The sequence below is a fragment of the Paraburkholderia unamae genome (assembly GCF_003268775.1).
Taxonomy (GTDB): domain Bacteria; phylum Pseudomonadota; class Gammaproteobacteria; order Burkholderiales; family Burkholderiaceae; genus Paraburkholderia; species Paraburkholderia unamae.
On the sequence record NZ_QLSU01000023.1, the window covers coordinates 38,568 to 60,565 of the forward strand.

Annotated in this window: 18 protein-coding genes; 6 read left to right on the forward strand and 12 right to left on the reverse strand. The window is 64.2% G+C overall.

The features are described 5' to 3' along the window. Positions 1-61: 61 nt before the first annotated feature. From oxlT to C7401_RS45130, 4 genes are all read right to left on the reverse strand, one after another. Positions 62-1,366 (reverse strand): oxalate/formate MFS antiporter, encoded by a 1,305-nt coding sequence (oxlT, locus tag C7401_RS30435; RefSeq protein ID WP_181565728.1) that lies wholly within the window; start codon positions 1,364-1,366, stop codon positions 62-64. Positions 1,367-1,501: 135 nt separating this feature from the next. Next, positions 1,502-3,145 carry a gamma-glutamyltransferase family protein gene (locus tag C7401_RS30440; RefSeq protein WP_309252006.1) on the reverse strand — a complete coding sequence of 548 codons (1,644 nt, stop codon included), beginning with the start codon at positions 3,143-3,145 and terminating at the stop codon, positions 1,502-1,504. 135 nt (positions 3,146-3,280) lie between these two features. Next, complete coding sequence (locus C7401_RS30445) at positions 3,281-4,063, reverse strand: GntR family transcriptional regulator (RefSeq protein WP_112175110.1); 783 nt, start codon at positions 4,061-4,063, stop codon at positions 3,281-3,283. Between the two features lie 109 nt (positions 4,064-4,172). Next, positions 4,173-4,316, reverse strand: coding sequence for a hypothetical protein (locus tag C7401_RS45130; protein ID WP_181565729.1), 144 nt, complete (start codon positions 4,314-4,316; stop codon positions 4,173-4,175). A 304-nt stretch (positions 4,317-4,620) separates the two neighbouring features. Here C7401_RS45130 and C7401_RS30450 point away from each other — a divergent pair, with 304 nt between their 5' ends. Continuing rightward, positions 4,621-5,811, forward strand: a complete 1,191-nt coding sequence (locus C7401_RS30450) for a TIGR03118 family protein (RefSeq protein ID WP_112175111.1) — start codon at positions 4,621-4,623, stop codon at positions 5,809-5,811. A gap of 355 nt (positions 5,812-6,166) precedes the next feature. Here the strand turns inward: C7401_RS30450 and C7401_RS30460 are convergent, their stop codons facing one another. Next, positions 6,167-7,156, reverse strand: a complete 990-nt coding sequence (locus C7401_RS30460) for an NADPH:quinone reductase (RefSeq protein WP_112175113.1) — start codon at positions 7,154-7,156, stop codon at positions 6,167-6,169. Positions 7,157-7,300: 144 nt separating this feature from the next. On the opposite strand from C7401_RS30460, the gene C7401_RS30465 reads away from it, so the two are divergent. Continuing rightward, positions 7,301-7,642 (forward strand): winged helix-turn-helix transcriptional regulator, encoded by a 342-nt coding sequence (locus C7401_RS30465; RefSeq protein ID WP_112175114.1) that lies wholly within the window; start codon positions 7,301-7,303, stop codon positions 7,640-7,642. 25 nt (positions 7,643-7,667) lie between these two features. Here C7401_RS30465 and C7401_RS30470 read toward each other — a convergent pair whose 3' ends face one another. The 3 genes from C7401_RS30470 to C7401_RS30480 all read right to left on the reverse strand — a co-directional run bounded on the left by C7401_RS30470 (position 7,668) and on the right by C7401_RS30480 (position 11,890). Further along, the gene (locus tag C7401_RS30470) at positions 7,668-10,076 is read right to left on the reverse strand and encodes a TonB-dependent receptor (RefSeq protein WP_112175115.1); all 2,409 of its coding nucleotides are present in this window, start codon (positions 10,074-10,076) and stop codon (positions 7,668-7,670) included. Between the two features lie 257 nt (positions 10,077-10,333). Beyond that, a complete protein-coding gene (locus tag C7401_RS30475; protein ID WP_112175116.1) occupies positions 10,334-11,359 on the reverse strand; it encodes a FecR domain-containing protein in 1,026 nt (341 codons plus the stop codon). Positions 11,360-11,362: 3 nt separating this feature from the next. Then, positions 11,363-11,890 carry a sigma-70 family RNA polymerase sigma factor gene (locus C7401_RS30480; RefSeq protein ID WP_112175117.1) on the reverse strand — a complete coding sequence of 176 codons (528 nt, stop codon included), beginning with the start codon at positions 11,888-11,890 and terminating at the stop codon, positions 11,363-11,365. Positions 11,891-12,198: 308 nt separating this feature from the next. Between C7401_RS30480 and C7401_RS30485 the strand changes: the two genes are divergently transcribed. After that, entirely contained in the window at positions 12,199-14,406 is a 2,208-nt protein-coding gene (locus C7401_RS30485; protein ID WP_112175118.1) for a TonB-dependent receptor, read from the forward strand. A gap of 122 nt (positions 14,407-14,528) precedes the next feature. After that, the gene (locus tag C7401_RS30490; RefSeq protein WP_112175119.1) at positions 14,529-14,885 is read left to right on the forward strand and encodes a SpoIIAA family protein; all 357 of its coding nucleotides are present in this window, start codon (positions 14,529-14,531) and stop codon (positions 14,883-14,885) included. 621 nt (positions 14,886-15,506) lie between these two features. Here the strand turns inward: C7401_RS30490 and C7401_RS30495 are convergent. The 4 genes from C7401_RS30495 to C7401_RS30510 form a co-directional block, all read right to left on the reverse strand. Further along, complete coding sequence (locus tag C7401_RS30495; protein WP_258397285.1) at positions 15,507-15,791, reverse strand: VF_A0006 family four-cysteine protein; 285 nt, start codon at positions 15,789-15,791, stop codon at positions 15,507-15,509. 112 nt (positions 15,792-15,903) lie between these two features. After that, on the reverse strand, positions 15,904-16,416 hold the full coding sequence (locus C7401_RS30500; RefSeq protein WP_146758018.1) for a hypothetical protein: 513 nt from the start codon (positions 16,414-16,416) through the stop codon (positions 15,904-15,906). Between the two features lie 7 nt (positions 16,417-16,423). Beyond that, the gene (locus C7401_RS30505) at positions 16,424-18,208 is read right to left on the reverse strand and encodes an alpha/beta fold hydrolase (protein WP_112175122.1); all 1,785 of its coding nucleotides are present in this window, start codon (positions 18,206-18,208) and stop codon (positions 16,424-16,426) included. 50 nt (positions 18,209-18,258) lie between these two features. Beyond that, a complete protein-coding gene (locus tag C7401_RS30510) occupies positions 18,259-18,873 on the reverse strand; it encodes a TIGR00645 family protein (RefSeq protein WP_112175123.1) in 615 nt (204 codons plus the stop codon). A 552-nt stretch (positions 18,874-19,425) separates the two neighbouring features. Between C7401_RS30510 and C7401_RS30515 the strand changes: the two genes are divergently transcribed. Together C7401_RS30515 and C7401_RS30520 are read left to right on the forward strand one after the other, a co-directional pair. Next, positions 19,426-20,100 (forward strand): LuxR C-terminal-related transcriptional regulator, encoded by a 675-nt coding sequence (locus C7401_RS30515; RefSeq protein ID WP_112175124.1) that lies wholly within the window; start codon positions 19,426-19,428, stop codon positions 20,098-20,100. Continuing rightward, the gene (locus tag C7401_RS30520; RefSeq protein ID WP_309252007.1) at positions 20,097-21,998 is read left to right on the forward strand and encodes a sensor histidine kinase; all 1,902 of its coding nucleotides are present in this window, start codon (positions 20,097-20,099) and stop codon (positions 21,996-21,998) included. The genes C7401_RS30515 and C7401_RS30520 overlap by 4 nt, the downstream gene beginning before the upstream one ends.

Genomic DNA, 21,998 nt, shown 5'->3' on the forward strand with positions numbered 1-21,998 from the left:
CCAACGATGTCCCGCGCGCCCTTTCCGAACCGGAACGGCGCGCGGCGCACGACACATCAAATCAACGGCTGCCAACCGCCGTGCTGGTCGCCTTCTGAAGAAAGCGCGCGCGCATCGGCTTGAGCACGAACATCGCGAGCACCGCGGTGACGATGTCCAGCGTGATCGCCACGCTGAACACCGGGACCCAGCTGCCCGCATGCAGATGCAGCAGCGCGGCGAGCGGGCCGCCGAAGATCGAGCCGATGCCCTGCGAAATGTACAGCCAGCCATAGTTCTCCGTGGCGTGGCGCGTGCCGAACGTGTCGGTCAGCGTGGACGGAAACAGCGAGAAAATCTCGCCCCAGCCGAAGAAGACTACGCCCGAGAGCAGCACGAACAATACGGCGTTCTCACGCGTCAGGAGCCACAGCGCCATCGCGACGCCTTCGAGCGCGAAGGCGAAGAACATGGTGTTTTCGCGCCCGAAGCGGTCCGACACCCAACCGAACAGCGGACGCGTGAGACCGTTGGTGAAGCGGTCGATGGTGAGCGCGAGCGGCAGCGCCGCCATGCCGAACACGACAACCTTCGTGATGCCGAAGTCGGCCGCGAAGGTCGCCATCTGCGAGGTGACCATGAGGCCCGACGTGGACATCATCGTCATCATCGCGAACATGAGCCAGAAAAGCGGCGAGCGCATCATCTGCGAGGGACGCAGGTTCGGCACGCTCGATGCCGCTACAGCGGATGCATGCGCCGGCGCGACATCGCGCGGCACGCGCAAGCCCTGCGACGCGAGAAAGCCCACAACGGCGAAGGCGATGCCATAGATCCACAGAGTGGCGTCGAGGCCGCGCGACGCGAGCGACGCCGAGATCGGAAAGGTCGTGACGATGGCGCCCATGCCGTAACCCGCCGCCACCGCGCCCGCCGCGAAGCCGCGGCGATCGGGGAACCAGCGCACCATGAGGCCGACCACACCCACGTAGACGATGCCCGTGCCCAGCCCGCCGACGAGACCGTACGTGAGATACAGCATCGACGTGCTCGTGACCATCGACGCCAGCACCCAGCTCAGGCCCGACATCACCGTGCCGAGCGAGATCAGCAGGCGCGGTCCGAAGCGGTCGATCAGCTTGCCCTGAAACGGCGAAAAGAACGTCTGCAAGATGATGAGCAGCGAGAACGTCACCTGCAATTCGGGCAGCGGCACGCCGAGCTTCGCCGACAACGGTTTGGTCAGGAGCGTCCACACATATTGCGGGCTGGAAATCGCCATCATGCAGAGCAGGCCCAGACCAAGCTGAAGCCAGCGATTGTGCGCGGCCACAGCGGGCGCATTGGCGGCCGCATGGTCTTGCAGCGTCTGGATGCGTGTGTTCATATGCATTCCCCGGTTTGATTCGGAATTAAAAGGACGAAAAGCCCCCTCCAGTCCGGCGAAATGCCGGACCGGATGGTGAGACAGCTTCTGTTGCGTGCTTCTGTTTTGTGCCGCTGTTGTGTGCTGCTTTGTGCGCTACCAGCCTGCGGCGGCGCCGTCGCTGCGCGGATCGTGGCCGGCTTCGAACAATCCGTCTGGATAACGAACGATTGCGCCAGCGTGGCCCATCGCTTCGTCGTAGGCGGCGAGCACTTCCACGTCGTGGCCGAGCGCACGCAACGCGTCGACGGTCTGTGCGGGGAAACGCGCTTCGAGCTTCAGCGAGTCGGTGGACTGGCCCCAGGTGCGGCCGAGCAGCCAGCGCGGCGCGTCGATCGCGGCCTGCGGATTCCAGCCGAAGTTCGCGATGCGCGAGAACACCGCGCTTTGCGATTGGGGCTGGCCGTCGCCGCCCATGTTGCCGTAGACCATCGTGCGGCCGTCGGCGAACTGGGCGAGCGCCGGATTGAGCGTGTGGAACGGACGGCGGCCCGGCATGAGCGGATTGAGCGACGATGCATCGAGCGAAAAGCTACAGCCGCGGTTCTGCCAGTTGATGCCCGAGTTCGGCAGCACGATGCCGCTGCCGAACTCGTGATAGATGCTCTGGATGAAGCTGACGGCCACGCCGTCGCGATCGATCACGCCCATCCAGACCGTGTCGCCGGGGCCGCGGCCCTGCCCCCACGGCGCGGCGCGCGACATCGACACCTGGCGTGCCATCGCGTCGAGCGCGGCGGGTTCCAGTTGCGCGGCCGGGTCGATGCGCATGTGGTCGGGATCGGTCACATGCGCGTCGCGCACCTTGAAGGCGAGCTTGGTCGCTTCAACGCACGCGTGCACGAACTCGGGGCCGAGCGGGTCCATGCCGTGCGCCAGCACGCGATCCAGCACGCCGAGAATCAGCAGCGACACGAGGCCCTGCGTGGGCGGCGGCATGTTGTACACGGTGCCGAGCGTGTGCTTGAGCGCGAGCGGCGTACGTTCACGGGCGCGGTGGCGTTCGAGGTCGTCGAGCGTGATGAGCGTTTCCAGCGACGCCAGGTCGCTTGCGATGCTGCGCGCGAGATCGCCGCGATAGAAGTCGTCGAGTCCGGCATCGGCGAGTTGTTGCAGCGTCGCGGCAAGACGCGCATTGGTGAAGCGCTCGCCGGTTTGCGGCGCGCGCGCAGCGGGCATGAAGGTTTGTGCGAAGCCTGGCACGCCTTGCAGTTCAGCGCCTTTGCCCGCGACGCAGTCGGCGTGGCTGCGCGTGACCGGAACGCCGTGCCGGGCGTAGTGAATCGCGTCTTCCAGCAAGCGCGCGACGGGCATCCGGCCGCCGAGCGCGTCTTGCGAGAAGCGCTGCGCGAAGTCCCACCCGGAGACCGTGCCCGCGACCGTGTTGGCCGCGAGCGGGCCGCGCGCCGGAACCACGGCGAGACCGAGCGAGCGATACGTGTCGATGTCCGCGCGCATCGCCGCCGCGCCGCACGCCTCGATGCCGACGGGTGCGTGACCGGGGCGCGAGATCAGCCAGAAGCCGTCCCCGCCGATGCTGTTCATGTGCGGATAGACCACCGCGATGGTCGCCGCGGCGGCGATCATCGCTTCGACCGCGTTGCCTCCTTCGCGCAGCACGGCGAGCGCGCTTTGCGACGCAAGCGCATGCGGGGCGACCGCCATGCCGCGCGAACCGCGTGTGGGATTGAGTGTGCTGGCCGCGCCGTGCGCGTTTGCTGCGGAGACTTCGAGAGGCATTGACGTTTCCTTGTATACAACGAAATTCGTCAAAGCCAGATCCGTGCCAGTCCCTCGTAAAAACCCTGATAAGGCCTGCCAGGCAAGGCTTTCAGCGCCACGGCACGAGACGCGTGGCGTCGCCGTGCAATGCCGTCAGATGGTGCGCCGAGGCCGCGCCGGTGCCTGAACGGTGGCATTGCGCCCCGTCTCGGTGCGCGCCGCGAGCAGCCGCTGCATGGTGAGGCCGTTCACGCTGGCCTGGCTGCCGCCGATGTGACGCGAGACCAGTTCGACGCTCAGCGCGCTGTCGCCACGGCGAATGGCGTCGAGAATGGCCGCATGCTCCTCGTAGGTTTCAGCAATGCCGTCGCCGTGCACGAGATCGAGGCGGCGCACGACACGGATGCGGTCGGTGACGCGCCGCATCGTCGAGGTCAGTTCGTCGTTGCCCGCGGCCTCGACCAGCGCGTGATGCAGCGCTTCGTCGAGTTCGACGAGCTTGCGGCCATCGGCAATGCGCTGCGTGCGGCCGACCTTCCAGACACGATCGAGCGCATCGAGCAGTAAATGGAGCCCGGCTTGCGGCGCTTCGCCGTTGCAGAGCTTGCGCACGGCGAAGGTTTCGATCATCTGGCGCATTTCGTAGAGGTCGTCGAAGCGCTTGTTGTCGATCGGCACGACTTCCCAGCCGCCGCGCACGTAGCCCTGCATCAGGCCATCGCTTTGCAGGCGCTGCAACGCTTCGCGCGCGGGCGTGCGGGAAACCGCGAAGCGCTCCGCGATGGCGCCTTCCGTGAGCCGGTCACCCGGCAGGAGGTGCATGTCGAAGATTTCGTCGCGCAGCGTGTAGTAGACGCGATCCGCCCGCGAAAGCGCGGCGTCCGGCGCCATCGCGAGGCTTTGGTCCAGCGTCATGTTCGGCTTGATGTCGGGCATGGTTGGAAAGCTTATCAAAGGAGCCTGCGCGACAGAAAAGAATCGCGATCCCGAACTCGGGCTCGCGATGATCGAGGCGATGTTGGGTGCGGGATCGCGCGCGCGGCGCTCAGTAACCGCCGCCCGAGGAATTGCCTGAAGTGCTCGATGCACTGTCGGCGTTCCGGTTCATGTCGCCCGCTGCCGCGAGCCCTGAAACCGCGCTCATTGCGAGGCAGACGAGACAGGCTAGAAGAATCCGATACCGCTTCATGATGATCTCCTGGTGAGGATGCCGAACCGCCGGTACATTGTGGACGCGTTGCGCGGCTCGTCGCGAATGAAAACGTCTACATCGCCATAAACGGGGCGCACCGGCGCCTTATTCCTCGCGAGCAACAACGATGCCTGTGCGGCTGAATAAACGGCGTTGCCTGGCGCTCTCTTTTATCTATCCAGTTCAACCATTGAAGCACGGACAATCACACGGGAGACGCGCCCTGCTTCGCGGGAATAAACCGCGCGCGTGGATCGTTCTTTGACCGTCAAGGCCTTTGGACAGAGCGAGGGGTACGGTCATGAAGTCGCTAGCGGAAACATTCGGAGATGTATCCGGCGTCGTAGCATGCTGCGCGGCCATCGTGACGCTCGCGTCATGCGGAGGCGGCTCCGGTTCAAGCAATGCCGGACCGCCCGTTCAGTCGTCGTTCGCCGTAACGGCCCTCGTGTCCGATGGTGCGGTGCCCGCCGCTCACATGGACGCGCATTTGAAAAACCCCTGGGGCGTCGCCTTCAATCCGCAAGGGTTCGCCTGGGTCGCGGACAATGGCACCAACGTCGCTACGCTCTATGACGGCAGCGGCACGCCACAATCGCTCGTCGTCTCGATTCCCGACGGCAAGAACGGCACGGCATCGCCCACGGGCATCGTCTTCAACGGCACGCAAAGCTTCGTCGTCGCGGAAAACGGCAAGTCCGGCGTCGCCGCGTTCATTTTTGCGGGGGAAGGCGGCACCATCACCGCGTGGGCGCCCACCGTGGCGCCAACCAGCGCGTTCGTCATGTACGACGACGGCGCGGGCGGCGCCGTGTACAAGGGTCTCGCGATCGCCGCGATGAACAACAACACCTTCCTTTACGCAACCGACTTCCATAACAACAAGATCGATGTCTTCAATGCGTCCTTCACGAAGGTCCCGATGACCGGCGCGTTCACGGACCCGGCGATTCCGGCGGGTTTCGCGCCGTTCGGCATTCAGGCGATTGGCGCGAACCTGTTCGTCACCTACGCCATGCAAGACCCGGCCAGGCACGACGATGTCGCGGGAGCGGGGCGCGGCATGGTCGATGTGTACGACACCGCAGGCAACCTCAAGCAACACTTCGCAACGGGCGGCCCGTTGAACGCGCCGTGGGGCGTGGCGCAAGCGCCCGGCAACTTCGGCACGATGAGCGGCGCGATACTGATCGGCAACTTCGGCGACGGGACGATCAACGCGTTCAATGCATCGAATGGCCTGTTCATGGGGCCGCTCAATGGGGCGAACGGGAGCCCGGTTGTCGAAAACGGCGTGTGGGGTATCGCGTTCGGCAACGACCTCAGCAATCAACCGTCCAATACGCTGTTCTTCGCGGCGGGGCCGAATAACGAAGCCAATGGCGTCTACGGAAGAATCGATCTGAATACGACAGCGAATTCAGGGACGAGCACGGGCTCAGGCACAGGTTCAAGCACCGGCTCGGGCACGGGAGGTGCAATGGGCATGTAGCGCCGACCTCGCATTCGCGCACCGCCGCGCTCCATGCGAGGGCGGCCTGCGTGCGCGTCGTCAATAGACGTGATCGGCCTTCACTGCCTTGACCTTGCGAATCAACCCAAACGGAAGCGGGGCGCAAATCCGCGGCATCGCGGCCCGTCTGATCGGTGAATTTCTGGAACAGGCCGACGACGCGCGTGTGCCTGTTGCGTTAAGCGTTCGAAAAGGAAATCCTGCGATAAACCTTTACCGGCGCCTGGGATTTCAGGTCGTCAATACGACTGACACGTCATGGCAAATGCGGCGGCAGTGCGCGGCAGCCGGTCACGAGCGGTAGTTTGATTTCTCGTCGAGAATCCATAGCGGCTCAAGGACCTGGCTTAACAATGATCTTGCCAATAACCCGCCCGGCTTCTTGCGCTTCGTGCGCCTGGACAATGTCGTCGAGCGGCACTTGCATCCCTATCGTGGGTGCATACGCACCGTCCGCGAGACAGCGGCTGATCGCTGAAACGGCGGCGGACTTTGCAACCGCCGGCACTGTGTAAATGTAGACGAACCGGAATGTGCAGCCTGCGATCATTGCCTTGAGCAGAGGAAGGGCCAATTGGTCATCGGCAGATCCGACGGCATAGGCGCTGATGACGCCGCCATTAGCCAGGCAGTCCATATCGGTTGCGAGGTTCTCTTGCAGACCGACCTCCACGATACGATCGACCCCGCGCTGCCCTGTTGCCGACTTCACGATCTCCGCCACATCTTCCGAGCGTCGATTGATGACAAGGTCGGCACCCGCGCGTCGCGCGGCGTGCGCCTGGTCCGGCGTTGAAACGGTCGTCGCGACCCAGGCGCCAGCCCATTTGGCCAGCAGGATTGCCGCGGTTCCGACGGCCCCCGCGCCGCCCTGCACGAGTATGGCGCGCCCCTTGATGTCGCCATCCGCAAAGAGGCAGCGATGAGCCGTGAGTGCGGGAACGCCCAGACAGGCGCCAATCTCAAACGAAACGTTGTCGGGCAAAAGAACCGCTTGCGATACCGGCACGACGGCATAATCGGCCGCCGTGCCAAACGCGCGACGATACTGCGCTTCGAACAGCCATACCCGCTCGCCAATACGTGTCGGCGCAACGCCGCTTCCCACTGCGTCGATCACTCCGGCGCCGTCTTGATGCGGAATGATCAACGGGAACGCCGCCGGGCTGGAGAAGCCGGTACGCGCCTTGATATCGCTGGGGTTCAAACCGGACGCATGGATGCGCACACGGACTTCGCCAGGCCCCGGTTGCGGGACCGGAAACTCTCGCAGCCTCAGCACTTCGGAAGCCTTGCCCTGTCGTTCGTAATATGCGGCCTTCATCTATCCGACTCCTGGAATCATCACGGTCATGCGCTGCGCGACTGCCAGCGCAATTGAGCCGAAACTATCGGAGGCCGACCGTTTTTGTACAAGAAGGCACATCTTTGATATATAGGGATAAAAAGTATCCTATTGGGAGCCAGCATGGCCTCTTCGGTCACCACGTATCAGTGCTCGGTCGCCGCCACCGTCGACGTTGCGGGCGGAAAATGGAAACCGCTGATCGTTCACTACTTGATGAACGGCACCAAACGGTTCGGTGAATTGCGCCGCTTGATCGGAACGGTCACGCAGCGCTCCTTGACGCTCCAGCTTCGCGAACTCGAACTGGACGGCATCGTGACCCGCGAGGTCTTCGCGGAGGTGCCGCCGCGTGTCGAATACACGCTCACTGAGTTCGGAAAAACGCTCGCGCCCGTTCTCGATGCGATGAAGCAATGGGGCGACGTCTATATCGAACGGCTTGAGCAGCCAGTGGGGCGGTAGGCGCGCGCCCCTACAAGGCAAGCGCCTAGAAGTCCGCTGACGCCGACACCCAGAACGTACGCGGCATACCGCTGATCACATAACCGGTCGGGTTGGCCTGCCAGTAATACCGGTTGAAGAGATTCGTGACGTTGGCCCTGAGCGTGATGTCACGACCGCCGATCTTCGTCGTGTAACGGCCGCCCAGATCGACCCGCGTCCAGCTCGGCACGTGCTGGAGGTTATCCTGGCTCACATAGGCTTCGCCGGTATAAATCAGCCGGCTCGTGAGCGTGAATCCCGGCATGAAAGGGGTGTCCCATTCGGCCCCGATGTTGGCCTGCCACGCGGGTGCGCCGACGGCGTGATTGCCGTCGTATGCGCCGCCCTGCGTGCGCTCGAGTTTCGCATCGAGCCAGGTCACGCCGCCCAGCACGCGAACTCGCGGGCCAAGCTCGCCGAAGCCGGACAGTTCGATGCCCTGGTTGCGCTGTTCGCCGTCGAGGCTGTAGATCTTCGTGACCGGATCGACGATACCGCTCGGCACCTTGATCCGGAAAACGCTCAAGGTCGCGCCAAAATGGCCGAGATCGAGTTTCGAGCCGATTTCGACCTGCTTCGACTTGTATGGCGCGAACACGGCGTTCGGGTTGGCCGCGTCGGCGGGCGGCGCGGTGCCGGGCGTCAGCGCCTCGATATAGTTCGCGTAAAACGACAACGAGTCGAGCGGCTGAACGACGAGCGCCACCGAGGGCGTCGTGGCCGACTGGTTGTAGTGGTAAGTCGTGGCGCCCGACGTCGCGTAGTTGTTGCTGTCGATCCACTGCTGCCGCACGCCGAGCGTGAGTTGCACGAGTCCGCGCCAGGCGGAGACGGTATCGGCCACGCCAACGCTGCGCAGCGTCTGCGAACTGTTCCTGGCCTCGGGCGAAGACGAAATCGCGGGGCCTGGGTCCGCGAGGCGCGTGGGCGAATAGATGTTCGTCAGATAGCTGCCGTAGACGGTCTGCCCGAACCACGTCGTCTGCTGCAAGGTATTGCCGCTCACCACGAACTGATGGTCGAGCGCGCCCGTCCTGAACTTCGCGCGCACGCCCGCTTCGGCGGAAACGGCGCGTGACTTGCCTTCCTGATAGCGCGAGGTGGACAGCGCGTCGCCTTGCGCATCGAGCAGCGTCGCGCCCGGATCTTCGAGCTTGTCGTAGCCGAACTGGTTTGCGCCCACGGCGCCGAACAAGGTCACATTCGACGTCAGGTCGTACTCCGCGCGCCCCATCGCGGTCAGGCTGTGAGAGTTCGAATACGAGAAGTTCTGGGCGAGATTGATCCGCGGGTCCGGCGCGGCCGGCATCGCAATCCCGGCGAACGGCGTATAGCCGCGCGCCGCCGCGCGCATGTAGTCCTCCTGATAAATCACGTCGCCGGACACGCGCAGGCGCTGGCCGCGATAGTCCATGCCGAGCGAGAGCGCGTTGCCTCTCCTCGACTGCTCGTCGATTCCCGTGTCGCCGTCGCGATGCGCGGCGTTGATGCGCACGCCAAACTCGCCGTTCGCACCGTAACGCCGGGCGATATCGGCGTGCGCGCCGAACACGGAGTCCGACACGTACTCGCCCGTCACACGCGTAAGCGGCGTGTCGTCCGCGCGCTTCGTCACGATGTTCACGCTGCCGCCGACGCTGCCCTGCGGCAACATCCCGTTGAGCAAGGCGCCCGCTCCCTTGAGGATCTCCACGCGCTCCACCGGATCGGGACCGACCCGGTAGTTCGGCACGAGCCCGTAGAGACCGTTGAGCGACATCTCGCTGTTCTCGACCCGCAGTCCGCGTATCGTCAGTGCGTCGTAGCGGTTGCTGCTGTCGATCGCCGCGCGCACGGAGGGGTCCGTGGTCGTGAGCAGTTCCGCCACGCTCGTCGATTGCTCGTCGCGTATGAGCTTCTCCGTGTAGCTCGCCACGCTGAACGGCGTGTCCATGTAGTCGCGCTCGCCCAGCATGCCCAGGCTCGCGCCACGGGCGACCTGACCGCCGGCGAAGGGCGCGCTCAGCGGATCGCCGCCGCCTTTGCCGACCACCACCACGGCGGGCAGCAACGCCTCGGGCGTCGTGGCCGACACGGCGCGCAGCGAATAGCTGCCGTCGTTTTGGCGGACCGCTTCGAGGCCCGTGCCCGACAACAGCATGCGAAACGCTTCGTCGACGGAATACGCGCCCGCAACACCGCCGCTGACTTTCCCGGCGGTCAATTCGCCCGGCGCGCCCAGCAGCACGTCCGCCTGGTCGGCGAGGCGGTTCAGCGCCCCTGCGAGCGGACCCGCCGGCACATCGTAGTGACGGCGGGCCTCGGACGTGGCCGCGCTCGCGGCGGGCTCGGCCCAGGCGCAGGTGGCGGAGCTCGCGAGCAGCGCGCTCAGCACGGCCGCGCTCATGACGGCGGGAACCGGGCGGCGCGTCATGGCGGGCACGCGGGATGGGTTTCGGGTGCGAAAAATCGGGCCGGACGAAGTCCGGTCCTGGTGTGACGGCTGGCGACGCATGGAACGCTGGGTCCTCAAGATGGAGATGGATTCAGGAAACCCATCGCCCCTGCGCGCCGCCCGCGATGTTGCGTCGCGAGCGTGTCGTTGAAGGTCCGATGAGTCCTCTTTCATCTACACATCGAACGAGGCCAGCAAATGCGAACTCGATTTCGGAATTTTTTTTGCACCGGGCGTTATCGAGGCTCGATCGTCGTCCACCAGGGCAGCGTTCTGCGCACGGCAACCGGCAGATCGCGCGCGAGCATGGCGAGCACCTGATCCGGATTGCCGGCCGGGTAGCGGCCGACGACCCGGATGCCCGCCACGCGCGGGTCCACGCCAATGTGGCCGCGCCGGTAGCGTGCGAGCTCGGCAATCAGGTCGCTCAGCGGGATGTCTTCCGCCAGGATGATGCCGCGCGACCACGCTTCGCGGGCGCGATCGGCGGCCACCGCGTCCGATATCGCGTCGGGCGTGAACTGCCGTTGCTGACCGGCGGGCACGCGCGCCGTGATGCCCGAACGCGTGCGGATCTCCACGAGCCCGTCGAAGACGCTCAGACGCGTGAACGCGGCCGTCTCGCGCACCGTGAAGCGTGTGCCGAGGGCCTGCATCGTCCCGTCACGGCTTTCGACGTAGAAGGGGCGACCACGCGCATCCTTTGCCGTGTCGACCAGGATTTCGCCCGCGTTCAGGGTCAGCAGGCGGCGCTCGGCGTTGTAATCGACATCGAGCGCACTGTCCGTGTTGAGCCACACGCGCGTGCCGTCGGCCAGCACGACATCGCGCCGCTCACCCGTTTGCGTGCGATAGTCCGACCGCCATGCCACCACGAGACCGGGCAGCGGCGAGCACCGCCAGCCCAGCCAGGCGGCCGCGCCCGTCGCGCCGAGCGCCGCAAGACTCGCCAGCGTCCGCCGCCGGCCGCTCGAAGGCTTTGCCGCATGCCGTGCCGAAACGCGCAACGCCGTAACGGCCGCCTCGCGCTCGCCCGGCGCCTGGACGCGCAGCGGCGCGAACCGGCGGCTGACCGACTCGATATGCGCCCACGCCCGGCGATGTTCGGGACGCGCTTCGAGCCAGGCGGCCCAGGCTTCGCGCCGCTCGTCGTTGTCGCCCTCGGCGTAGAGCGCGGCGTACCAGTTGGCGGCCTGCTCCAGACTGTCGAAATCGGCTTCGACGCAGTCGTCGGCGGCAGAAGACGATGCCGTGGAACGCATGCCCTAGCGCGCGAGGCCCGTTTCGATCAGCGCCAGATGGAGCATCGCCTGAGCGAGGTACTTCTGGATCATGCGTTCCGAGACGCCAAGCTCGCCGGCGATTTCGCGCGTGGACAAGCCGTGGATCTGCGCCATGACGAACGCCGTGCGCACCTTCTCCGGCAAACGGCCAATCAGCGCGCCAATTTCCATCAACGATTCGACGACGATGGCGCGATGCTCCGGCGAGGGCTCGAAGGGCTCGGGCAGCGCCGCCAGCGTGTCGAGCCATGCCTGCTCGACCTGGCGCCTGCGCCACAGATCCACGCACAGGCCTTGCGCCATCGTGCGCAGATAGGCCCGCGCCTCGCCAGGATGGCCGAAGCGCCGGGGCGCGGGCTTCACGATCAGGCGCAGGAAGGCGTCGTGAGCGAGATCCGCCGCATCGGCGGCGTCCCCGAGGCGGCGGCGCAGCCACGCCTGCAACCAGCCGTGGTGCGCCTCGTAGAGCGCATGCACCTCGCAGTGCTCGATGGGTTCGACGGCGGTCATGAAGCGGCAGCGAAGGGGTCCGAAAAGGGGGGGCGAAAGCGCGTCGCCCCGGAAATAGAATGAAACTTATTCTCGTTTGCCGCATTCTGTCAAGTTAATTGCGAATCATTCTCAAATCGCTTGACACAATCTTACATATGTAAATAATTCGCATTCACTGCTTCAACCGGTGCGCCCGCCGCTCGTTGCACGAGCAACTTTCGCGCATCGACCCGCTGCCGCAGCGCGGGCCAACCTCACACGCTCTCGTTACGCCAGAAACAGAATCACAGCCGGGACACACGTCTACGATCAGGACTACCAATAAAATGATTCAGCAAGACATCGCCACGCGCCTCCCCTGCCTTCCCCGCCTCTCGGCGCACACGATCGCCGTGCGGCTCGCTTTCGCCAGCGCACTCACGTTGGCCACGGGGACGGCCGTTCATGCGCAGGAATCCACCCAGGCCGCGAAGGATACGCAGGAGGAGTTGCCCGCTGTCGTCGTCAAGGCCCAGGCGCAGCCCGACGAACTGCCCGCGCCCTATGCGGGCGGCCAGGTGGCAAAGGGCGCCCGTGTCGGGCTACTGGGCAACAAGAACGTGATGGACACGCCGTTCAGCGTGAGCACCTACACCGCGAAGCGCATGCAGGACCAACAGGCCGCCACGCTCGCCGACGTGCTGAACAAGGACCCGTCCATCCGCTTCACGGGCCAGACGGGCGGCGTGACCGATTCGTTCTTTATCCGCGGCTTTCCCATCAACGAAGGCAACATCAGCGAATTCGCGTTCGACGGCGTCTACGGCGTGGTGCCGAACTATCACGTGTTTCCCGAGTACGTCGAGCGCGTGGAGGTGATCAAGGGGCCCGCCGCCCTGCTCTACGGCATGTCGCCCAACAGCGGCGTGGGCGGCGTCGTGAACATCGTCCCGAAGCGGCCGCTGGCGCAGGACTTGACGCGTGTGGGCGTCGATTACACCTCGGATGCGCAGGTCGGCGGGAATGTCGATATCAGCCGGCGCTTCGGCAACGACAAGCAGTTTGGCGTTCGCTTCAACGGCCTGCATCGTCAGGGCGGCACGGCGCTCGACAACCAGTCCTCGCGCTCGGAGGTCGGGGCGCTCTCGCTCGACTACCAGGGCGAACGCTTGCGCGCGACACTCGACTTCATCGAGCAGTACCAGTGGATCGATGCGCCCACACGGCCGTTCCTGATCGCATCGGGCCTTGCGGTGCCGCAGGCGCCCGATGGCGCGCGCAACGTCACGCAGGCGTGGGGCTGGTGGAAGTCGCTCGATCAGTCCGTGCTGCTGCACACCGAGTACGACGCGAGCCGCAGCGTGACCGTCTTCGCGGACGCGGGCACCGCGAAAACCGATGTCTCGCGTCTGTCCGACCAGACGCCGACGATCCTGAACGCGGCGGGCGACACGCGCTCGACCCCGCAAAACTGGAAATTCCAGGTCAATCGCTGGAGCGCCGACACGGGCGCGCGCGCGCATTTCGACACGGGCCCGGTCTCGCACTCGGTCACGTTGATGGCGAGCATTTACGGCGACCGCATCGCCAACGGCAGCAACTCGGGCTCGGCCATTCTCTCGAACATCTATGCGCCGGTCGCAAGCCCGGAGCAGGCCATCGCCTCGCCCTCCCGCGTGGCGAAGGTCTCGTCCTCGCTGCTCTATGGCGTGGCGCTCGCCGATACGCTGAGCGTCCTCAACGACCGCGTGCAACTGACGGCCGGCGTACGGCAGCAACAGGTCCAGTCGGACAACTTCAACGCGACTACGGGCGCGAAAACCTCCTCGTACGACAAGGGCGCCGTAACGCCGCTCGTGGGCATCGTCTTCAAGCCGATCGAGCACGTCTCGCTTTACGCCAACTATGTCGAAGGCCTGAGCCGCGGCGACATCGCCCCGACCACGGCGTCGAACGCCGGTCAGGTGTTCGCGCCATACAAGGCCCGCCAGGAGGAAGTCGGCGTGAAGCTCGACTACCACAGCCTGCTGGCGACGCTCGCGGCGTTCCGCATCACGAAGCCGAGCGGCCAGCTCTACGGCACCGTCTATGCGGTCGACAGCGAGCAGCGCAATCAGGGGCTCGAAATGACGTTCGCGGGGGAACCCGTCAAGGGCGTTCGTCTACTCGGCGGCGTCACGTACCTCAGCGCCGAGCTCACGAAGACGAACAGCGCGTCGACGCTGGGCAACCGTCCGGTCGGCGTGCCCCGCTGGATGGCCAATGTCGGCACCGAGTGGGATTTGCCGTGGGTGCGCGGACTCACCCTGACGGGCGGCGTGAACTTCACGGGCCAGGAATACTTCGACCAGGCCAACACGCAGTCGGTGCCGTCGTGGACAACGGTCGATCTGGGCGCGCGCTATACGACCTCGGTGCATGGCAAAACGACGACCGTGCGCGCCGGATTGCTCAACGCGTTCAACCGCAAGTACTGGTCGGGCGTGGCTTCCTACGGCACGATTTCGCTCGGCTCGCCGCGCACCGTGTTCGCCTCCGCCTCGGTTGATTTTTGATGCGATGGTGCCCTTCCGGCGCCCTGCTGGCGTCATACGAAAGGGGTACCATGGGAAAGACGTCGAACGCCTGGCTCATCCCTGCCTGCGCGTGGAACGTCTCACTGGCCAGGAGTTCCGCCATGATCCTGTATCACTCCACGCCCGATTCGCCGGTTATTGAAATATCCGTCGAAGGCAAAATCACCGACCACGAACTGCGCGAAGCCATCGAGCACATGCGTGGCGATCTCGAACTGAATGGCAAGACCCGCGTGCTCGAACGTATCGAGCATTTCAGCGGCATTGAAGCGAAGGCGCTGTGGACCGACATGACGCTCGGCGTTGCCGTCGCCCGCAAGGTTTCACGCGCCGCGGTGGTGGCCGACGCGGCATGGATTCGCGCCTCGATGCATCTGGCGCGGTTCTTTACGAAGGCTGAAATCAAGGCGTTCCACGTCGACGAGCTGGAACAGGCGCGCGCGTGGATTAACGCCTGACGGTCGGATCCAGCCGGCAGCACAGGACAGAGGGCGGGCCATATCTTTTGCCCGATCTCGCCCGGGAAGGCATCGACTGCACAGCGCGCATTGGCACCTTGCAGGATTACAGCGGCGCGTAGGTCTTTCCACGCACCATCAACGTCGCGCAGGTCACGCAAATCCAGCGCACCTCGTTCTCCGACGTGCGCCAAAGAAACCGAAAATGGCATTTATGCATGGATGCCTTCCCATCACAAAAATCTGCATTGCCCGGGGCGTTCCAGGCTGCCTGGCGTGCGCGTGTCACCTTTTCCCGTGACGGCGAGCACTACGTCCGTCCGCTTTCGAGAAGCAGCATCGCAATGAGCGATATGAGGGAAAGTACGAACAGAGACACACCAAAGACGATCAGCAGACGATTCATCGCGTCGGTTATTGCTTCAAGGATGCCGATCTTATGCGAGGAAGGCTTAGGAAAGCCTTAACTGACCCGGCTTCCCCGCGTGAAATACGCCCCTTCGGTTAGCTTTCCGTAATAAATGCGACGCTGCCGCCATTGACTGGCATCGCGCTTCCACTTTTCTTTCGATACGCCTTCGCATGGCACCCGGCGGCCAAAGCCGGGATATAAAGCGACTACTACATACTGCGTTGCCGGGAGCAGATTGTCATGATCTGCTGAACCGCACCGTTGTCTTCCACGCCGGGCAAAGCATGCAGCAGGCACGTGTAATACTTCTTTTCGCGCGGCAGTGTCATCGCGCCACCGCGATACAGTTTGTCGCAGGCGTTGCGCAGCACCCCTACGCTGGCAGAATTCCGGCTGTTTTTTAGCGCGTGCAATGCACACTGGTCGTAGGCCGCCGGGTCATTCGCATAGGCCTGGGCGAGCAGCGGCGTCATGAGCGCCGCAAGCGCGATCATGCGAAGTCGCAACATGTTCGGATTCCTTGTTATTGTGGTTGGAATGGGCGGTGCGCGCGCCATCATGCATTTTCTGGACGGATGATGGGCACACCGCCTTCGGAATGCGGGCTTACCTTGCGGCCTCCTTGCCTACCGCCCCGCATTCGTACCGGTGAGTTAGCGGGTCCGCTTTGCACGCCATCGGTCCGTGGCTGTCAAAATGAACGGCCGCGCGTTCGTTTCCACGCGCGTCGGGGGCGCGCGCCGGCGAACGTGGACGATCGATCATGTTCTGCGTTCGCATCGCATCTGCCGCGGAGGTCTCGCGTTGCTGCTGCGTCTGTCGCTCACCCTTCGCCATCCCCTGATTGAACTGCGAGCTGAAGCTTCCGGTGTGGTCCTGGCGCGGCGCATGCGGCGCGCGCGTGGGGTCTGTGCCGCGGCCGTACGTGCCAGGCGACGATTTGCGAATGCTCTCCAGGTCGCCATATGACTGCGCGGCGGCCGATCCGCTCACGCACAGGCAAACGAAGGCTTTGCCGATCAGCAACCACGGCTTGCGGGAAAAATCCGGTCTCATGCTTATACCCCCTTGTACCCCTGATACCCCTGATACGCCGACCCAAAAGATCGGCGTATTCATCGATTTGTTATTGGACCATGTCGCGCAACTTCTTCAGCACCGCTTCTGCCTGTGCGGGATCGGTGTATGTCGTCGCCGTTTGCGTTTGCGCGTTCGCCGCCACGCCGCTGGCCGCCGTTGCAGTTTGTGTGCCTGCGGGCAAGCCTTTCCCCGCGCAAATGGTATCGACCGGAGGCAACGAACCGTTGAGCAGGTAATCCGCCGCGTAGCCCAGGACACATGTGCTATCGGTAAACAGTGCGCCGTGGCTGTAATCGGTGTCCTGAATCAGGAGCCTTGAACCCTTCAACAGGGCGGCTGTCGCGCGTGCCCCCGCCAGCGGCGTGGCGCCGTCGTTCTCGTCCTCCAGCAGAAGTATCGGCAATTTCGCCGCGCGCTCGAAGGGCAATGCCTTTCGCGCCGTGAACGGCCAGTACAGACAGGGAACCGAGGAAACACTGCCGCCTCTCAGTGGAGCAGACTGTGCGAGCGAATTTCCCAGATCCGTCCAATACTGTTGATCCCGGTGGGTCAAGGCGCCGTCATTGCAGGTGACCGCCACATTGGCAGCCGCGCCGACGGCCAGTCCAACCGGCTTTGTGCTGCCCGAGGAAGATGCAACGTACGCGTCGACTGCGCCCGCGGCGATCTCGTGCGCGCGCGCTTCCATGCGTTCGCTTGCCTGTGGAAGGAATTGCCGCCCGTCAACTGCACTCTTGAGCTCGCTTGGAGACATCGCCGGGTTCGCCGCAAGCAAATCGATTATCCCGTTGACCACCGCCATATAAGTGACGACCCCGTCAATCTGGCTCTGAGCAAACAGCGAGTGATACACGGCGCCTCCAAGCCAGCTTGTGAGCCACGCCGGACCGCGCCTGGAAACGTTCCTGACATCATCCACGCTCGCACCCAGTCCAAAGAGATCGTCATGGGATGCCACGTAGGGCGCCACGATCCCATCCAGAACATGCTGCAACGCCGGGGCCTGCGCGGGCGCATACTCGACAAGAGGGAGGGTGATATCCACGACACTGTCCAGTACCATCCGGCCAGTGCGATCTGGAAACAGGCTTGCATAGCCCGCCCCCAGTGTCGTCCCGTACGACGTACCGAAGTAGTTCAGCTTGTCGTAGCCCAGCGCGGCACGCATCACCTCCATGTCCCGTGCCGTGAATTCGGTATTGATATACGGCGTCAATGGCGTACCGCCACACGCCGCCGCCTCCGCGCGGGCGTCGTCAACGAGTGCATCGATAGCCGCAGCGGAACGATCCGTGTAAACCGTAAGGGCAGGGCCGGCCGCTATCGAGCTGCAAACCAGTTGAACGCTGGACCCCACGCCGCGTGGGTCAAAGCCGATCACGTCATAGGAGTCGGAAAGTTGCAGCAGTTTCGCGCCCACCGAATCGGACGGGTTACCGATCAGCAGCAACTGACTCACATCCAAAGCCTCGTTGAGGCCGCTTACGCCGGGGCCGCCGGGATTCGTCCAGATGGCGCCCAGACGGCTCGCGGGTTTGCCCGCGCTCACCTTCAGGACGCCAATGCCCACGCTGCCTTTCGAAAGGTCGTCGTAGTCGAGCGGCACATTCATCGTCGCGCAACGTGTTCTAGCCGATAGCTGGCTCAGCGCCCCCTGGTCGAGTCCGCTGAAATAGTCCGAACTACAGTCATGCCAGGCGACCGCCTGTGTGTAGTACGGTGCGAGCGCCGTGTCGGCGCCGGTGTCGGTTGATCCCCCGCTGCAACCGTACAGTCCAGACACACTGAGAAGAAGAGAAAAGAATCCCAGGTTTTCTAGTTTTTTATTCATGGCCCCGACAAGCTTGTTATGCGTTATGTTTTACTGGAAAGCAAAGCCGCTCATGCAGAGCTGGCGTGCGACACCTCTGCCTTCATTTCCCGGTTATAGTCATTGGTACTCCGAACGGTGCGAGGCGCGACCACCCCGTTTCGTTGCTCCACGATCCCCATGAATGCAACGCCCAAGGCCGACAGGACGAAGACGCCGTGGATGATGGTCTGCCACATGATGCCGGCCGGGGTGATGAGCGCCGCGGGCGTACCCAGGCTGCCGGCCTCGATAAACGTGCTGAGCAACTGGATCGATGAAATCCCCACGATAGACATGGCCAGCTTGACCTTGAGCAGGCTTGCATTCACGTGGCTCAGCCATTCGGGCTGATCGGGGTGGCCGCCCAGACGAAGACGCGAGACGAAGGTTTCGTAGCCCCCGACGATCACCATGATCAGCAGGTTCGAGATCATCACCACGTCGATCAGGCCCAGCACCATCAGCATGGTTTCCTGCTCGCTGAAGCCGGCGACGTGGGATACCAGGTGCCAGAGATCCCTCAGGAACAGCACCACATAGACGCACTGGGCCACGATCAGGCCCATGTACAGCGGCAACTGCAACCAGCGCGAGCTGAAAATGAAAAGCGACAGCGGCTTGACGTGTGGATTGGATGAGGTCATGAGAAAGTGAGTGCTGCTCCCCGTTCAATTGGAAAGTGGTGAACCCACGGGCCGCAATCCGTTGACCGGATCGAACAGGCGATACGCCGGTCGTCGCATTCCATGCAGGCCGTATTCACGTTCGAGGGTTCGCTGTTGATGAGCCGAAAAAAGAAACCCGCACAAGCAGCACGCCCAGCGGGTTTTTCAACACACACGCCGCTACGCGGGAACGCGCACCGACGCTTTACCGCTTTCCACGCCCTTCAATCGTCGACTCGGGGCGCGAGGAATACGGGAGCATGCAACGATCAAGCGCTGGCATCGCGCGTGTCTCGCGTGTCTCCCGCCGGATCGAATCGGGCTTGACACGGCTTCAGCACAGGTAGAATGCACACACCCCCGGGTTCCGAAAAGATTATGCAAAGTGTGGGCGAGCGCACATATCACTGAAACCTGGTATTTTGCGACCACCCCCTTCAAAAACCCGTTAGGGACAGCGATTATCGTGATCCGATAGATTGACTCGACTAAATCGTCATGACGACCTCTCCTGAAGACAGTGCCGAATCCATGCTGGTGCGCACGCTTGCGGCCGATCTCGTGCTTCCCGCGCCCGTGCTGCTGGTCGAGGACGATCCGCTCGTGTGCCGCCGGCTCAAATCGTTGCTCACGCAACTGGGTTACCGGGAAGATGCGCTGGCGTTTGCCGGTTCGCTCGCTCAGGCGCGCGCGTGGCTGGTCGATCAGCCGGTCGCGCTGGCGCTGGTGGACCTCGGCCTGCCCGACGGCAGCGGTGTCGACCTGATCGCCGAACTGCATGCGGCGGACCCCGGCCTGCCCGTTCTGGTCGTCTCCGCCTGGAGCACGCAGGACGCGATCCTGGCGTCCCTGCGCGCCGGGGCGGTCGGCTATGTGCTCAAGGAGCGCGACGACATGGAGATCGCACTCGCGCTGCGCAGCGTGCTGCGAGGCGGCGCGCCGATCGACCCGTTCATGGCACGGCGCATCATCGAGGAGTTGCCCGCAAAGTCGGCGGCGCAGCCGGGCGACGCCGGCTTGAGCCAGCGCGAGAGCGAAATTCTTCGCCTCGTGGCCGACGGGCTGAGCAATCGCGATATCGCCGAACGGCTGTTCCTGTCGCGCTACACCGTGGAATGCCACATCAAGCACATCTACCGAAAGCTCGCGGTTTCGTCACGTACGCAGGCCGCGAGTGCCGCGCGTCAGCGAGGCCTGCTGGATTGAGCGCGCTCGCGCGATGGTTCCGCTGGTTGCCGTGGTTGCTCTGGCCGCTGTGGCTTTGCACCGCGACCGCCTGGGCGCAGGCGCAGACCACGCCCGCGACGTGCACGGTGCAGATCCTGGCCGTTCATGCGGCCGAGGCCACCGCAGACGGCGGCAAACCGGCGCCTTCGCAATGGCAGCCTGTCACGCTGCCCGACGAGTGGAGTCGCCGCCACCCCGACTTTGGCGGTGGCAGCCTCTGGTATCGCATCGACTGGCAACGGCACTGCCCCGCTTCGGCGGCGGGCCCGGTGGCCCCAGTGGCCCTGCTGTCGCAGTCCATCGTCATGGCCGGAGAGATCTTCGTCAACGACCATTTTCTCTGGCGCGACAAGCACCTGAGCGAGCCGCTCTCGCGCAGCTGGAACAAGCCGCGCACCTGGCTCCTGCCCGACGTCTGGCTGCACGACGGAACGAACACGCTGTGGGTGCGCGTGGTCGGTGGCGGCGCGCGACAGTCCGTGGGTCTCGGGCCGCTCTTTCTCGGCGAGCCGGAACGCATCCAGCAACAATACGAAGCGCTCCAGTGGAGCCACCGCACCCTGTTCGAGATTAACCTCATCGTCTCGGGCGTCATCGGCGTGCTGTTCTTCGGCATCTGGATCCTGCGCCGCGACCAGAGCTTCTACGGCTGGTACGCCTTCTCGTCGCTGTTCTGGACGATCTTCATCGCCAACGTTCTGGCCACCAGCCCGTGGCCGTTTTCAAACAGCCTGATGGTGACCCGCGTGAACACCATGGCGGCGCTGTTGAGCGTCGCGTGCTTCTGCGTGTTCACCTGGCGCTTTGGCGGACAAACCCGGCCGCGCCTCGAACGTGCCTTGTGGGCGGCCACCGCCGCGTTGCTCGCGGCGCAGGTCGTCGTCCCCGACGCCTGGGTCGGTTATGCGCAACAAGCGGGCTTTTTCAGCGCAACGGCCGCTTTTCTCATCAACTGCCTGCAATTCCCCTTTCATGCGTGGCGCACGCGCCGGCTCGAACATACGTATCTCGCCGTTGCTCTCCTGATCCTGCCCGTCGCCAACATCCACGACTTGCTCGTGCTCAAGGCAATCATCCACACGCACCCGGTCTTTCCGTATGCCAACACGGCGTTGACCTTGTCCCTCGCGGCCATCATGGGCATTCGTCATGCGCGCAATCTGCGCCGCATCGAGCGCTTCCAGCAGGAGCTTGCCGAAGGCATCGCGCAGGCGCGCGGCGAGCTTGCCAGGACCCTGGAGCGCGATCACGCGCTGGCGCTCGCCAACACGCGCTTGCAGGACCGGTTGCAGGTCGCCCACGATCTTCACGACAGCCTGGGCGGCTCGCTCGTCCACATGATGGCATCGGTCGAACAGGGCGCCGCGGCGTTGCAACGGACGCAGGTTCTCTCCATGCTGAAGTTCATTCGCGACGACTTGCGGCAGACCATCGACAGCAACTCGTCGGCGGGCGTCGCCGTGCCGGCATCGCCGCAAAAGTGGATCGCGCCCTTGCGTCACCGGTTCACGACCTTGTTCGACGAGCTGGGCGTCGACTCCGACTGGCAATTTCCACAAGCCTGGCGCACGCCGCCGAATGCGATGCAGTATCTGGCGCTCACACGGCTGGTCGAGGAGGCGCTGACCAACGTGATCAAACACAGCCGCGCGCGGCATGTGCGGCTCTGGCTCGCGCAACCCGCTGCTGACGAACTGGTTGTCGGGATCGAGGACGACGGAGTCGGCTTCGACGTGGAGGCGGTCCGCCAGGCCGATATCAGTATCGGAATGCGTTCGATGTCGGTGCGTATCGGTCGTGCAGGCGGTGCGCTGGAGGTCGCTTCGGAACCGGGGCGAACCACGTTGACGGCGCGCATGACAGTGACACGGTCCTGA